This is a genomic window from Bradyrhizobium sp. USDA 4472 (assembly GCF_054058595.1).
In genome coordinates this window covers 550,844-565,188 of record NZ_JBSSAM010000001.1, presented here as the reverse complement: position 1 = coordinate 565,188, position 14,345 = coordinate 550,844, and the positions used below count along the sequence as shown (strand labels likewise).

Here is a 14,345-nt window from a genome sequence, read left to right as displayed (position 1 = left end):
CGGCGTCTTGGGGCTCTCTCGAGGTCACTTTAACGGTGACTTGAAAGGTGACTTGGCCGATTTGGGGCGTGCGGAGGGGATCGCCCGGTCCGAATCCTTGCGGTGAAGCGCCAAAAGCGGCATTGTCCGGACCTGACGGTTCCGGGTCCCGTGTCGCCGGCCGCGTGCGCGCGAGACGGCCTTTCGCTTCAAACCCAGGCACTACCAACTCAAGGCGAGCCCTGATGTTTTCAAATCGCTTCAACCGCTGGACTGCTGCTGCCATCGCCCTTGCGGGTTCCGCGATGTTGGCGGTCCCAGGCGCGGTGCTGGCGCAGACGCCGGATCATCCGGCCGACACGGCGGCACAGTTTCCGACCCGAAACGATCTGAAGTCGCTCACCACGGCCGGCAGCTATCTCGCCGCTCGCCACGCCAGCGTCGAGCGCGACGCGGCCTCCGCCGCCGCCTTCTACCGCTCGGCACTGCGGTCCGATCCCAAGAACAACGAGCTGCTTGATCGCGCCTTCATCTCGTCGGTCGACGATGGCGACATCGAGGAAGCGGTCAAGCTCGCCGAGCGCATCCTCACCGTCGACAAGACCAATCGCGTCGCGCGCCTCGTGGTCGGCGTGCATGATTTGAAGCTGAAGAAATATCCGAGCGCGCAGAGCAACATCAACCAGTCGATTCGCGGGCCGATCACCGATCTCGTCGCGACCCTGCTGTCCGGCTGGGCCGCCTATGGCGCGGGCGATGCCAAGGGCGCAGTTGCGTCCATCGACAAGCTGACTGGTCCGGAATGGTATCCGCTGTTCAAGGACCTGCACGCGGGCATGATCCTCGAGAATGCCGGCAAGGAGAAAGAGGCAGGCGTCCGCTTCGAGCGCGCCTACAAGCTCGACGATTCCATGCTGCGCGTCAGTGAAGCTTATGCGCGCTGGCTCTCGCGCAACAAGGACGCGGCTTCGGCGACAGCTGTCTATGAGGCTTTCGACAAGAAGCTCGCCCGTCATCCGCTGATCGTTGAAGGTCTGCGCGAGACCAAGGCCGGCAAGAAGCTGCCGCCGCTGGTCGATTCCGCGCAGGCCGGTGCGGCCGAGGCGCTCTACGGCATCGGCGCCACGCTGACCCGCCGCGGCGGCGAAGATCTGGCGCTGGTCTATCTCCAGCTCGCGCTCTACCTCCAGCCGACGCATCCGCTGGCCCTGCTCTCGCTCGCCGACCTCTACGAATCGGTGAAGCGGCCGCAGATGGCGATCAAGATCTATGAGCGCGTGCCGTCGAGCTCGCCCTTGAAGCGCAATGCGCAGATCCAGCTCGCCATCGACCTGGATTCCGCTGATCGAACCGACGAGGCGATCAAGATCCTCAAGGGTGTGATATCAGAGGATTCCAAGGACCTCGAAGCCATCATGGCGCTTGGCAATCTCGAACGCGGCCGCAAGAAGTTCGCCGACTGCGGGGCGACCTATTCGCAAGGCATCGACGTGCTGCCTGCCGGCAACGACAAGGCCAACAGCGTCTGGTATTACTATCGCGGTATTTGCGAGGAGCGCTCCAAGGAATGGAGTAAGGCGGAAGCCGACATGAAGAAGGCGCTCGAGCTGCAACCCGACCAGCCGCATGTCCTGAATTATCTCGGCTATTCCTGGATCGACCAGGGGGTGAATCTCGATGAAGGCATGAAGATGATCAAGCGTGCCGTCGAGCAGCGTCCAGACGACGGCTACATCGTCGACTCTCTCGGCTGGGCCTATTACCGCATCGGCAACTACGAAGAGGCGGTGAAGAACCTCGAGCGCGCCATCGACCTGAAGCCCGAGGATCCCACCATCAACGACCATCTCGGCGATGCCTATTGGCGCGTCGGCCGCACGCTCGAGGCCAAATTCCAGTGGGCACATGCCCGCGATCTCAAGCCGGAGCCGGAGGAGCTGCCGAAAATCGAGGCCAAGATCGCCAATGGCATGACCGATGAGACCTCGAACTCTTCGGCCGCGCAGGCGGACAAGAAGAAAGACGACGGCAAGGGCGGTTGATCGAAGTCACTGGACGGGTAACTGGGGGCGTATCGCCGATGCCGGCGTTGGTTGAAGAAGGGCGCGCGAAGGTCAATCTGAGCCTTCGCGTAGTCGGCCGTCGCGCCGACGGCTATCATGATCTCGAAAGCGTGGTTGCGTTTGCCGATTGTGCCGACCGGCTCACGCTGGATCCGGGCGGTGAGCTCCGGCTTGCGACCACGGGACCGCTCGCGGCAGCCTGCGGCGAGACAGCTGACAATCTCGTGCTCAAGGCCGCCAAGCTGCTGGCCGATGCTGTGCCGAATTTGAAGCTCGGCGCTTTCGCGCTCGACAAGGTGTTGCCGGTTGCAGCCGGCATCGGTGGCGGTTCGGCCGACGCTGCAGCGGCGCTGCGCCTGCTGGCGCGCCTCAACGATCTGCCGCTCGATGATCCCAGGCTCCAGAAGGTCGCGCTTGCGACCGGCGCCGACGTGCCGGTGTGCCTGCTGTCGCGGGCCTGCGACATGACCGGCGTCGGCGAGCAATTGCTGCCGCTGGCGCTGCCGAGCATGCCGTGCGTGATGGTCAATCCGCGCGTGCCGGTCGCGACCAAGGACGTGTTCAAGGAGTTGGGCCTGCGCAACGGCGAATTGCTGGTCGGCGCGACCGATGTGCTTGAAGCTCCGGCGTGGCCGGAGGCGGGCGGATCGATCACCGATTGGGTCGATGTTCTCGAAACCGCCGCCAATGATCTCGAAGCCCCTGCGCTGCGGATCGAACCTGTGATCGGGACGGTGCTGGAAAGTTTGCGCGACTCCGCTGGCGTCAAGCTCGCGCGCATGTCCGGCTCCGGCGCGACGTGCTTTGCGATTTATGGCGTGCCCGGTGATGCACAGGCCGCCGCCGAGAGGATTCGGCGCGACCACCTCGGCTGGTGGGTGCATGCGGGGACGCTGAGCTAGGCGCCGCTTTCCTCCGAAAGCCCGAGAAACCGCCTGATCTCGCCCAGCACCTCATCCGGCTTGTCATGCTGCAGCCAGTGTCCGGCACCGGCGATGGTTGCGATGCGGGCGTGCTGGAAATACTGCTCCAGGCCCTTTGCTCCGGCGAGAAAGCTTTCGCCGGCATTGAGCAGCAGCGTCGGGCAGGCGATGCGCGACCACAGCGCGACATGGTCGTCCGGCCAGAGCCGGTGCGGTGCGGAGGCGCGCTGGTAGGGGTCGAACTTCCAGCTATAGGTGCCGTCGTCATTCTGCCGCGCGCCGTGCGTTGCGAGGTGAAGCGCGAGCTCGCGGCTGAGGCGCTTGTTGTGCAAGACCATCTGCGCCGCCGCGTCCGCGAGGGTCGCATAGCGGCGCGGTGTGCGGTCGTGCAGCCTGTCGAGCTGGCCGACCCATCTGCCGATGCGTTCATGCGCCGGCGGCTTGGGTGAATCCGGCAGCATCGTCACACCGTCGAGCACGACGAGCTTGGAGACCAGTTCGGGGAATGCCCCAGAGAAGATCAGGCTCACCATGCCGCCCATCGAGTGGCCGATGAGCGTCACCTGGGGGGCCGCGATGCTGCGGACGAGCTGGGCGAGATCGTAAACATACTCAGTCAGCGCGTAGCTGCCGCCTTTGGTCCAGTCGGAATCGCCGTGGCCGCGCAGGTCAGGTGCGATCACATGAAAATTCGGCTGCAGCGAGCGGGCAATGGCGTCCCAACTCCGGCAATGATCCCGGCCGCCATGGATCAGGATCAGCGGCGGTGCCTCCACGTTGGCCCAATCGGCATAATGCAGGCGCAGGCCGTGGGATTCGTAGAAGCGGCTTTGCGGGGTGTCAGCCATTCGCCGGTCTCCGCGCCAGCGCAAGACACAGGCCAAGGCCTGCAATGAAGACGCCGGAGCCTTGGGTGAGACGACGCGTCAGAAGCGGCCGTCCGATCAATCGCGTGCGGGTCGCCGATGCCATGAGCACCAGGATGACATCGGCGAGCGTGTTCAGCGTCACCGAGAGGGCGCCGAGCATGATGAATTGCAGCGTGGGACTCGCTCCCGCGGGATCCAGGAATTGCGGAATGAAGGCCAGAAAGAACGCCGCGGTTTTCGGGTTCAGCGCCTCGACGAGCATGCCGTCGCGGAACGCCCTGCTGTCGCCGGCGGGCTCGCTCTCGAGCGGCAGCATTCGGCCGGCGCCGCGAAAGGTCTTGATGCCGAGCCAGACCAGATAGAGCGCGCCGACGAATTTGAGGGCGGTAAACAGCTCGGCGCTGGCCAGGATGATCGCGGAGATGCCGAGGCTGCCGGCGACGACATGAACCAGCCCGCCGAGCGCGGTCCCCGCTGTCGAGGCAAAGCCGCTCGTGCGGCCTGCCGACAAGGTTCGTGCCGTGACGTAGAAGATGCCGGGCCCGGGAATGGCGGCAATGACGAGGGCGGCGCCCAGGAATAGCCAGAAGTTCGTATCGCTCATCCTGCTGTCGTAGCAATGGCCAGCGTGATTGCAAGCCTGCCCGCTAGCCTATGCGGCGGAAGATGGCGCTGGCGTTCACCCCGCCGAAGCCGAACCCGTTCGAGATCGCATGCTGCATCGGCGTCGGTCGCGCGCTGCCGGCCACGATGTCGATGCCGTCGGCGCCAGGATCCGGGTCCTCGAAATTGAGCGTCGGCGGTGCGATCTGGTCGCGCAAGGCCAGCACGGTGAAGATCGCTTCGAGCCCACCGGCCGCGCCGAGCAGATGGCCGGTAGCCGATTTGGTCGCGCTGACGGCGATGCTGCGGTTGCGGCCGAACAGCGCACCGATGGCGCCGAGTTCGCTCTCGTCGCCGGCCGGCGTCGAGGTCGCATGCGCGTTGAGGTGCTGCAAATCGGAAGGTGCGAGCTGCGCCTGGCGCAGCGCGATCTCCATGGCGCGGCGGGCGCCGTGGCCATCAGGTGGGCCCGACGTCATGTGATAGGCGTCCGCGGTGGTGCCATATCCGACGATCTCCGCGATCGGCGTGGCGCCGCGGGCAACCGCATGTTCCAGCTCCTCGATCACCAGAATGCCGGCGCCTTCGCCCATGACAAAGCCGTCGCGATCGCGATCGAACGGGCGCGAGGCGCGCGCGGGAGTGTCGTTGAACGCGCTCGACAGCGCACGTGCCGCCGCGAAGCCGCCGAGACTAACGATATCGATGCAGGCTTCTGCGCCGCCGCAGATCGCGACATCGGCCTCACCCGCGCGGATGATGCGCGCGGCATCGCCGATTGCCTGCACGCCGGCGGCACACGCCGTAACAGGCGTCCCCAGCGCGCCCCTGTAGCCGTATCTGATCGAGACATGGCCGGCCGCGAGGTTGGCGAGGAACGAGGGAATCGTGAACGGCGACAGCCGGCGCGGGCCGCGCTGCTCGGTGATGCGCACGGCCTCCGCCATGGCCGGAAACCCGCCGACGCCGGAGCCGATGATCGTCGCGGTCCGTTCCAGCGATGTCGTATCCTGCGGCGCCCATTGAGCTTGCGCGACGGCTTCTGCGGTGGCGAGCAATGCGAACAGGATGAAGCGGTCCATCTTGCGCTGATCTTTCGGCGTGGCGGCCTGCGCTGCGTCGAAGCCGCCGTCAGCATCCTCTGCCTTGTCGGGCACGAGCCCGGCAATGCGCGCCGGCAGCGCCTCCGACCATTGGGGCAGGGGACGCAGTCCGCTCTGTCCGGCAAGCAGCCGGCGCCAGGATGTCTCCACACCACAGCCGAGCGGCGACACCGCGCCCATTCCCGTGACGACGATACGACGCATGTCAGTCTCCAGCCGGCGCGACCGCCGGGTTCATAGCTTTGAGCGAGGTGAGCCGACGCCGCATCAGGCGGCTCGCGCCAGGCCCTGCGATCACCACCGCATTGGCGAGCGTGATCGGTTGCCTGTCGGCGGCGTCGACCACGATCGGATCGAGCGGCCGACGATCGTCCCGGTTCGCCAGCAGGATGGATTCGCCCTTCGGCGCGAGGTGCTTGTTGCCCCAGGCGAGCAGCGTGGCGATGACGGGGAAGAAATCCCGCGCCTTGTCCGTCAGCACATATTCGTAGCGTGGCGGCCGCTCGTGATAGCGGCGGCGGACGAACATGCCTGTTTTGGTGAGATGGGCCAGGCGCCGTGACAGGATGTTCGGCGCGATCGAGAGATTGCGCTCGAACTCGTCGAACCGCGTCGAACCCTGAAACGCATCCCGCAGGATCAGGATACTCCACCACTCGCCAACCGTCTCCACGGCACGGCCGACCGGGCATTCCAGGATCGAGGGGGACTTAGGTTGCATCAGGGAAAGGTAGGGGAGTGGCTTGCAAAAAGCAAGTTACTGCAGGGCAGCGGACGGGTGTGGGTTGAAAGGGCCGCGACTATGAGGCTGTTGCTCCGGCGAGAGCCGCTGCTCCGATCAGAGCGGCGGCTGCGGTTTCAGATGCACGCTCGTGAGCGATTGTGCGCGACATACGCCGCCATTGCGAGCGCAGGAAGCAATCCAGAGTCTTTCGGGCCCTTACATCAAGCGCGGGTCGGCCTTCGGCCGGTGCTAACTCGCAATGACGGTGCTGATGCCGTCGCGCCTATCTCAACGGCGTCCTCCCGGCGAACGCCGAGACGACACGGAGTGTCTCGCCGGCAGTCGCGCCTAAGCGCGAAAGCCTAATGCGATCGTGCCAGGCAGAACGCCACCACCTGCTCCAGCGCGCTCTTCATCGGCGAGGACGGGAACAGCGCCAGCGCATCGACCGCCATGGCGCCGTAGTGCTGCGCGCGGCTGAGCGTGTCCTCGAGAGCGCGGTGCTTGTTCATCAGGCCGATGGCGTGGTCGAGATCGCTGTCGCCGATTTCGCCGCGCTCCAGCGCCTTGATCCAGAACGCGCGTTCGGTGTCATTGCCACGTCGGAAGGCGAGCACGACGGGAAGGGTGATCTTGCCCTCGCGGAAATCGTCGCCGGTGTTCTTGCCGAGTTTTGCGCTCTTGCCGCCGTAATCGAGCACGTCGTCGACGAGCTGGAAGGCGATGCCGAGATTCATGCCGACGGAGCGGCAGGCCGTCTGCTCCGCCTTCGGGCGGTTGGCAATCACGGGGCCGACTTCGCAGGCCGCGGCGAACAGCTCGGCGGTCTTGCCGCGGATCACGGCGAGATATTCGTCCTCGGTGGTTGCAGTGTTCTTGGCGGCGGCGAGCTGCATCACCTCGCCCTCGGCGATGGTGGCGGCGGCTGCGGAGAGGATGTCGAGCGCGCGCAGCGAGCCGACCTCGACCATCATGCGGAAGGCTTGTCCGAGCAGGAAGTCGCCGACCAGCACGCTGGCCTCGTTGCCCCAGAGCATGCGTGCCGAGAGCTTGCCGCGGCGCATTTCGCTCTCGTCGACGACGTCGTCGTGGAGCAGCGTGGCAGTGTGCATGAACTCGACCGAGGCAGCGAGCTTGATGTGACCGTCGCCGGTGTAGCCGGCGAGGTTGGCCATGGCGAGTGTCAGCATCGGCCGCAGCCGCTTGCCGCCCGAGGAGATCAGATGGTTGGCGACCTCCGGGATCATGGTCACATCTGACCCGGTCCGCGACAGGATCGTGGCGTTGACGCGCTCCATGTCACCGGCGACAAGGGTAACCAGCTCTTCGATCGACGCGCCGGGGGTTTCGAAAGGTACGATGACGGCCACGCCGGTCTCCAATATTTGCCCCGGAGGGGCTATTCTGATGGAAACACAATAGAAACTGGACGGGGATGCGGCAAGGGCCTGTGGAACCATTGACTTCTGCCGCTCAACCCCTTTCAGCCCAGGAGGCTCGTTTGCGTGAACTGGTTCGGACCAATGATATCGTGCTGGTGTCGGCGATCGGTGCGCTGCTCGACGGCGCCACCATCCACCATCTGGTGCTGGACCAGAACATGAGCATCATCGAGGGCTCGCTCGGCGTCCTGCCGCGGCGAATCCTGGTCCACGAGGACGACGCCAGCGAAGCCCGGCAACTCCTGACCGAGGCCGGGCTCAGCCACGAACTGCGCGGCGATGATTGACGTCGTCACAGATCTCACCGAGGACGCCTTTCTCGGCGGACAGCTGCGCCTCAAGCAGAAGCGATCCGGCCACCGCGCAGGGCACGATGCGATCCTGCTTGCGGCCGCGACGGCAGCCCGTGAGGGGGATCGGGTGGTCGATTTCGGGGCAGGCGTCGGCACCGCCGGCCTGGCGCTGGCCCGCCGCGTGGCCGGCCTCAATCTTTGCCTGGTGGAGATCGATGCGGAATTGGCAGAGCTCGCACGCGCCAATGCAGCCGCGAATGCGATTACCGCTGACGTGATCGTGCTCGACGTCACTGATGACGCGCAGCCGTTTGCGGCACATGGGCTCGTGCCTGATAGTGCCGATTGCGTGTTGATGAACCCGCCTTTCAACGATGCCATCAGGCATCGCGGTTCGCCGCATCAGGCGCGTCACACCGCGCATGTCGCAACCGAGGAGACGTTGCATGCCTGGGTGCATTCAGCGCGGCGCGTCCTCCGGTCGAACGGTGCGCTGACGCTGATCTGGCGAGCGGATGGAATCGCAGACGTTTTGGCAGCGCTGTCACGCGGTTTTGGCAGCCTGTCGATTCTGCCGGTTCATGGCGAAGCGGCACGGCCTGCGATCCGCGTGCTGGTGCGTGCCGTCAAGGGCGGCCGCGCGCCGACGCGATTGCTGCCGGGCCTGATGCTCAATAACGAGTCACACGTGCCCAAAAAAGAGGTGAGGGATATTCTCGAGGGAAAAGCGGTCTTGCCGCTGGCGGAGCCGTGACGGCTTACTGGGGAAGCGATTCCGACTGCTGTTCCTGCGGGGACGTATAGCGAATCGCGGTGAGGAGCGCGGCGATCAGCATCAACAGCAGATAGATCTTCATGTCGTTTCCTCCGCTGCCTCATTGCAGCTTCCCGCCGCGGATTCTGCAAAACACGTTCCAGGCACTTTCAATGACAGTCGCGTGATAAGAATTGGTTAATCAGGAGTAACGGCATGGCCGAACAATTGAACGATCGCGAGAATTCCGGCCTGGCCGACAAGCTCTTGCAATACCTGCCGGCGCGCTTCCGACCGGGTACGGCGGTGGTGCCGGTGGTGCGGCTGTCAGGCGTCATCGGCGCGGTGACGCCGCTGCGTCCGGGCATGACACTCGCGGGCGTCGCGCGGGTGCTGGAGCGGGCGTTTTCGTATCGGAACGCCAAGGCGGTGGCGCTGGTGATCAATTCGCCCGGCGGCTCGCCGGTGCAGTCGCGCCAGATCTATCTGCGCATCAAGCAACTCGCGGCGGAGAAGAAGCTGCCCGTGCTCGTGTTCGTCGAGGATGTCGCGGCCTCGGGCGGCTACATGATCGCCTGCGCCGGCGACGAGATTTTCTGCGATCCGTCATCGATTCTCGGCTCGATCGGCGTGGTCGGCGGCAGTTTTGGTTTCCAGGAGGCAATCAAGCGGCTCGGCATCGAGCGGCGCCTCTACACGGCCGGCGCGCACAAGGCGATGCTCGATCCGTTCCTGCCCGAAAATCCTGATGACGTGGCCAAGCTGAAGGCGCTTCAGCGCGAGATCCATCAGATCTTCATCGCGCTGGTGAAGGAGAGCCGCGGTAGCAGGCTCAAGGGCGCCGACGACACCCTGTTCACCGGCGAGTACTGGGCCGGCGAGACGTCGATCGCGCTGGGACTTGCCGACGGCCTCGGCGATCTCCGCTCAACTCTTCGTGCCCGCTACGGCGACAAGGTTCTCACCCCCGTGATCGCGCAGCCGACCGGGCTGTTGTCCGGCCTGTTGGGACGGAAATCGCCAGGCGCAGGGCAGCTTTCGGCCATGGAATCAATGGCCAGCCTGCCGGACGAGCTGATCTCGGCGGTCGAGACGCGGGCGATTTGGGCGAAATTCGGGTTCTAGGCGAATCCCCTGCCGCGCCATTTGGTCCGTCTTGAGCCAATTGCGGCGCAGCCCGGACTGCGCGAGAATGTGCGTGGGGGTTGAGCAGTAGACAAGGATCGACCGATGCCGCCGTTCGTTGCATTCGCGGGCGTCCTGGGTGGGCTTGCCGTGGTCCGCTGGGCGTACAAGACCGCACTCCGGATCAACCAGGAGCTGGAGGAGATGCGCCTGTCGCGCGTCGCCGAGGCCGCCCATACGGGGGCCGTCCAGACGCTGAAGCGTGACCCGGTGACCGGAGCGTATAGGCCGGGATAGTCTCCGCACGGAAGGTGCGCTGCCTCTCGCGCTTGCGGAGGAGGCCGGGTCGGGTCTTTCCACACGCGAGAAACCCAAGAGGAGAAAGCCCTCACCCGCGCTTTCGGCGCGACCTCTCCCGCAGGCGGGAGAGGTAAGAAAGGCCCCTTTGCCTTGATTCCCATCCCCGCCGTCGATACGGTCCCGCGCGATTCAAACCCCCGCGAGAGCCTGATCTGACGATGGACGCCTCATTGCCCGCCCATATGCGCCCGGAACGCTCGTTCCAGGGCTTCATCCTCGCGCTCCAGCGGTTCTGGGCCGAGCAGGGCTGCGTGATCCTGCAGCCCTACGACATGGAGATGGGCGCGGGGACCTTCCATCCGGCCACCACGCTTCGCGCGCTCGGGCCGAAGCCCTGGAACGCCGCCTATGTGCAGCCCTCGCGCCGGCCCAAGGACGGCCGGTACGGCGAGAATCCGAACCGGATGCAGCACTACTACCAGTTCCAGGTGATCATGAAGCCGTCGCCGCCGAAACTTCAGGAGCTTTACCTGAAGTCGCTGGCCGCGATCGGCATCGACTCCGCCGTTCACGACATCCGCTTCGTCGAGGACGATTGGGAGAGCCCGACGCTCGGCGCCTGGGGTTTGGGCTGGGAGTGCTGGTGCGATGGCATGGAAGTCAGCCAGTTCACCTACTTCCAGCAGGTCGCGGGCGTCGAATGCGCGCCTGTTGCGGGCGAGCTCACCTACGGGCTCGAGCGTCTCGCGATGTATGTGCAGGGCGTCGATCGCGTCTACGATCTCAACTTCAACGGCCGCGAGGGCGACCAGAAGGTCACCTATGGCGACGTCTTCCTGCAGGCCGAGCGGGAATATTCGAAGCACAATTTTGAAGTCGCCGACACCGCGATGCTGTTCGAGCAGTTCAAGATGGCGGAAGCGGCCTGTCGGAAGTACCTCGACGCCGGCTGGAAGGACGACAAGCGCGAGGCGCATCTGATGGCGCTGCCGGCCTATGACCAGTGCATCAAGGCGAGCCACGTCTTCAACCTGCTCGACGCCCGCGGCGTGATCTCTGTAACCGAACGGCAAAGCTACATTCTTCGCGTGCGCGAGCTGGCAAAAGCCTGCGGCGAGGCCTGGATCCATACTGAAGCGGGCGGAGCGGCCTGATGCCCGATCTTTTGCTTGAACTGTTTTCGGAAGAAATCCCCGCGCGCATGCAGGCCAAGGCGGCCGACGATCTGCGCCGCCTCGTGACCGAGAAGCTCGTCGCCGAGGGCCTCGTCTATGAGGGCGCGAAAGCGTTCGCGACGCCGCGCCGGCTCGCACTCACCGTGCACGGCATCCCCGCGCGCCAGCCCGACCTGAAGACCGAACGCCGCGGACCGAAAGTCGGCGCGCCCGATGCGGCCGTGCAGGGCTTCCTCAAGGCGACCGGCCTGAAATCGCTGGAAGAAGCCAAGATCCAGCGCGACCCCAAGGGTGACTTCTACATCGGATTGATCGAGAAGCCCGGCCGCGACGCCATCGACGTGCTCGCGGAATTCCTGCCCGTCATCATCAGAACCTTCCCCTGGCCGAAATCGATGCGCTGGGGCGCGCGCTCTGGAAAACCGGGTTCGTTGAGCTGGGTACGTCCGCTGCACGCGATCATCGCGACCTTCGGGCCCGAGACGGAAGAGCCCGATGTCGTGAAGTTCGAGGTCGACGGCATCGAGACCGGGCAGACGACGTATGGCCATCGCTTCATGGCTCCATCGGCGATTTCTGTGCGCCGCTTCGAAGACTACGAAGCGAAGCTGAAGGCGGCAAAGGTCATTCTCGATCCGCAGGCGCGCAAGGACATCATCTTCGCCGACGCCAAGGAATTGACGTTTGCGCAAGGCTTCGAGCTGGTCGAGGATCAGGTGCTGCTCGACGAGGTCTCAGGGCTCGTCGAATGGCCCGTCGTCATGATGGGATCGTTCGAAGAAGAATACCTCGCGATACCCGACGAGGTGATCCGCGCCACCATCCGCAATAACCAGAAGTGTTTTGTCGTTAGGGATCCCAAGACCGGGAAGCTGACCAACAAGTTCGTCCTTACAGCAAATATCGAGGCAGCAGACGGCGGCAAGGTCATCGTATCGGGCAATGAGCGCGTGATCCGTCCTCGCCTGTCGGATGCGAAGTTCTTCTACGAGACCGACCTGAAGACGAGGCTCGAGGATCGGCTGCCGAAGTTCGAGCAGATCGTGTTTCACGAGAAGCTCGGAACTCAGGCCGCGCGCATCAAGCGCATCGAGCGCCTCGCCGCCGAGATCGCGCCGCTGGTCGGCGCCGATGTCGCCAAGGCGACGCGTGCCGCGCATCTGGCGAAGGCGGATTTGCTGACCGAGGTTGTCGGTGAATTCCCTGAGGTGCAGGGCTTGATGGGCAAGTATTACGCGCTGGCTCAGGGCGAGGATGCATCCGTCGCCGCCGCCTGCGAAGAGCATTACAAGCCGCAGGGGCCGGCCGATCGCGTGCCGACCGATCCGGTCAGTGTCGCGGTTGCGCTCGCGGACAAGATCGATACGCTCGTCGGCTTCTGGGCGATCGACGAGAAGCCGACGGGCAGCAAGGACCCGTATGCGCTGCGTCGCGCGGCGCTCGGTGTGATCAGGCTGATTGCAGAGAACGCGCTTCGGCTGTCGCTCATGAAGGTGGCAGCGTCCGCACTCGCCGGCTTGTCGGTGAAGTCTGCGGAGGCCGAGAGGATCCCAAGCGATCTCGTCGCCTTCTTCGCCGATCGCCTGAAAGTCCAGCTCCGCGAGCAGGGCGCGCGTCACGATCTCGTCGACGCTGTGTTCGCGCTAGGCGGGCAGGACGATCTCTTGATGATCGTTCGCCGCGTCGAGGCGCTCGGAAAGTTCCTCGATACTGACGACGGCAAGAACCTGCTCGCCGGTACCAAGCGCGCCAGCAACATCCTTTCGATCGAGGAGAAGAAAGACAAGCGTACCTTCGACGGTGCGCCGGATGCGGCGCTCTATAGCCTTGCAGAAGAAAAGGCTCTGGCGAAGGCGATCGACGAGGTGAAGGGGGAAGCTGGTGCCGCCGTTGCCAGGGAGGACTTTTCCGCCGCGATGAGCGCGATGGCCAAGCTGCGTCCGCCGGTCGATGCGTTTTTCGACAAGGTGCGTGTCAACGACGACAATGCCAAGGTGCGTGAGAACCGGCTGAAGCTGCTCAACGAGATCCGCAGCGCCACGCGTGCGGTCGCGGACTTCTCGAAGATCCAGGATTGAGGCGGGATAAAAATGCCCCGCCCGGCGGGGGGAAGACCGGGCGGGGCCTGATGTCCGATTTTCACTGCTGCGCCAGAATGATTGACGTGGCGCGCCGGACATCGAGTTGAACTGATTCTCCTTAGTCCATCACCTCGACGATGCGCCGCGAGCGCGGTTCGACCAGCACGGTCGAGCCGTTCACGACGGTGTAGCGGTAGGTCGTCGCACCGAAACGTTGCGGCACGTCATAATAAGTGATGCCGGTTTCGGGTAAGGTGGCGCCGACGACCACGCGATCCGGAATATGGAAGGCCGGCACACGTTGCTCGACGACGTAGTCGCGGAAAGCCGGGCGCTGCTCGACCGCAATCGTCGGGCCGCTATCGACCACGACCGGCGCGCGTCCCACTGTGATCCCGGTTTGCGCCTGCGCTGCGACCGGCGAGCCGATCGCGGCCGCGAGCGCTGCAAGGGCAAGAATCCTGTTTCGCATGGGCAACTCCTTCGACGTGCTTGCGACATGGTTTTACCGGACGCGCCAATGGCGCGACCGGTTGCCAATGCTGCGCCGCGCGCGATGTTCCGAAAAAAGCCCTGCCGCATCGGCGGCAATTTCGGGCAGTTTTCGCGAACTGGGGAACTCGCCGAGGTGCCAGCGCGTCTCTACCCGCGGAACCCGGTCCGCTATGATCCGCCCGCGATTCGCCTCAACGTTCGGAAAGACAATTCATGCACCTCACTGTCGCCCACATCTCGCCGATCCTGTCCCTGCTCGCGGGTGTGCTCATCCTGATCATGCCGCGCCTGCTGAACCTGATCGTGGCGATCTTTCTCATCGTCAATGGTGCGATCGGGCTCGGTTTGTTGAAGTGGCTCCATCTCTAGGCCTTCATTTTCCGGAACTCTTCGACTTGCGCGGGCCCGCCCAAAAT

General features: G+C 64.7%; 15 protein-coding genes. 9 read left to right on the top strand and 6 right to left on the bottom strand.

Going from position 1 to position 14,345, the window contains the following annotated elements; translation table 11 throughout:
* Positions 1 to 224: 224 nt before the first annotated feature.
* Entirely contained in the window at positions 225 to 2,021 is a 1,797-nt protein-coding gene (locus tag ACVWZ4_RS02695) for a tetratricopeptide repeat protein (protein WP_456739793.1), read from the top strand.
* Positions 2,022 to 2,059: 38 nt separating this feature from the next.
* Positions 2,060 to 2,944 carry a 4-(cytidine 5'-diphospho)-2-C-methyl-D-erythritol kinase gene (locus ACVWZ4_RS02690; protein ID WP_456739792.1) on the top strand — a complete coding sequence of 295 codons (885 nt, stop codon included), beginning with the start codon at positions 2,060 to 2,062 and terminating at the stop codon, positions 2,942 to 2,944.
* On the opposite strand, the gene ACVWZ4_RS02685 is transcribed toward ACVWZ4_RS02690, so the two are convergent.
* The 5 genes from ACVWZ4_RS02685 to ACVWZ4_RS02665 form a co-directional block, all read right to left on the bottom strand.
* Entirely contained in the window at positions 2,941 to 3,813 is an 873-nt protein-coding gene (locus ACVWZ4_RS02685; RefSeq protein ID WP_456737884.1) for an alpha/beta fold hydrolase, read from the bottom strand. The two genes, ACVWZ4_RS02690 and ACVWZ4_RS02685, sit on opposite strands and share 4 nt — an antisense overlap.
* Positions 3,806 to 4,438: a LysE family translocator gene (locus ACVWZ4_RS02680; RefSeq protein WP_456739791.1), complete on the bottom strand. Its 633-nt coding sequence runs from the start codon at positions 4,436 to 4,438 to the stop codon at positions 3,806 to 3,808. Before ACVWZ4_RS02680 ends, ACVWZ4_RS02685 begins: the two co-directional genes overlap by 8 nt.
* Before the next feature lie 43 nt (positions 4,439 to 4,481).
* On the bottom strand, positions 4,482 to 5,744 hold the full coding sequence (gene fabF / locus ACVWZ4_RS02675; RefSeq protein WP_456739790.1) for a beta-ketoacyl-ACP synthase II: 1,263 nt from the start codon (positions 5,742 to 5,744) through the stop codon (positions 4,482 to 4,484).
* Position 5,745: 1 nt separating this feature from the next.
* On the bottom strand, positions 5,746 to 6,261 hold the full coding sequence (locus ACVWZ4_RS02670; protein ID WP_456702106.1) for a winged helix-turn-helix transcriptional regulator: 516 nt from the start codon (positions 6,259 to 6,261) through the stop codon (positions 5,746 to 5,748).
* Positions 6,262 to 6,626: 365 nt separating this feature from the next.
* Positions 6,627 to 7,634: a polyprenyl synthetase family protein gene (locus ACVWZ4_RS02665; RefSeq protein WP_456702107.1), complete on the bottom strand. Its 1,008-nt coding sequence runs from the start codon at positions 7,632 to 7,634 to the stop codon at positions 6,627 to 6,629.
* A gap of 131 nt (positions 7,635 to 7,765) precedes the next feature.
* On the opposite strand from ACVWZ4_RS02665, the gene ACVWZ4_RS02660 reads away from it, so the two are divergent.
* The 6 genes from ACVWZ4_RS02660 (at position 7,766) to glyS (ending at position 13,431) form a co-directional block, all read left to right on the top strand.
* Complete coding sequence (locus ACVWZ4_RS02660; RefSeq protein ID WP_456739789.1) at positions 7,766 to 7,993, top strand: putative signal transducing protein; 228 nt, start codon at positions 7,766 to 7,768, stop codon at positions 7,991 to 7,993.
* Entirely contained in the window at positions 7,986 to 8,753 is a 768-nt protein-coding gene (locus tag ACVWZ4_RS02655; RefSeq protein WP_456702108.1) for a tRNA1(Val) (adenine(37)-N6)-methyltransferase, read from the top strand. Before ACVWZ4_RS02660 ends, ACVWZ4_RS02655 begins: the two co-directional genes overlap by 8 nt.
* Positions 8,754 to 8,969: 216 nt before the next feature.
* Positions 8,970 to 9,878 (top strand): S49 family peptidase, encoded by a 909-nt coding sequence (locus ACVWZ4_RS02650; protein WP_456702109.1) that lies wholly within the window; start codon positions 8,970 to 8,972, stop codon positions 9,876 to 9,878.
* Positions 9,879 to 9,983: 105 nt separating this feature from the next.
* A complete protein-coding gene (locus ACVWZ4_RS02645; RefSeq protein ID WP_456702110.1) occupies positions 9,984 to 10,175 on the top strand; it encodes a hypothetical protein in 192 nt (63 codons plus the stop codon).
* Positions 10,176 to 10,396: 221 nt separating this feature from the next.
* Positions 10,397 to 11,332 (top strand): glycine--tRNA ligase subunit alpha, encoded by a 936-nt coding sequence (locus ACVWZ4_RS02640; RefSeq protein WP_456739788.1) that lies wholly within the window; start codon positions 10,397 to 10,399, stop codon positions 11,330 to 11,332.
* On the top strand, positions 11,332 to 13,431 hold the full coding sequence (gene glyS, locus ACVWZ4_RS02635; RefSeq protein WP_456739787.1) for a glycine--tRNA ligase subunit beta: 2,100 nt from the start codon (positions 11,332 to 11,334) through the stop codon (positions 13,429 to 13,431). Before ACVWZ4_RS02640 ends, glyS begins: the two co-directional genes overlap by 1 nt.
* A 121-nt stretch (positions 13,432 to 13,552) precedes the next feature.
* Here glyS and ACVWZ4_RS02630 read toward each other — a convergent pair whose 3' ends face one another.
* Positions 13,553 to 13,906 carry a DUF1236 domain-containing protein gene (locus tag ACVWZ4_RS02630; protein ID WP_092227456.1) on the bottom strand — a complete coding sequence of 118 codons (354 nt, stop codon included), beginning with the start codon at positions 13,904 to 13,906 and terminating at the stop codon, positions 13,553 to 13,555.
* Between the two features lie 236 nt (positions 13,907 to 14,142).
* Between ACVWZ4_RS02630 and ACVWZ4_RS02625 the strand changes: the two genes are divergently transcribed.
* The gene (locus ACVWZ4_RS02625) at positions 14,143 to 14,298 is read left to right on the top strand and encodes a DUF3096 domain-containing protein (protein ID WP_354135512.1); all 156 of its coding nucleotides are present in this window, start codon (positions 14,143 to 14,145) and stop codon (positions 14,296 to 14,298) included.
* Positions 14,299 to 14,345: the final 47 nt, after the last annotated feature.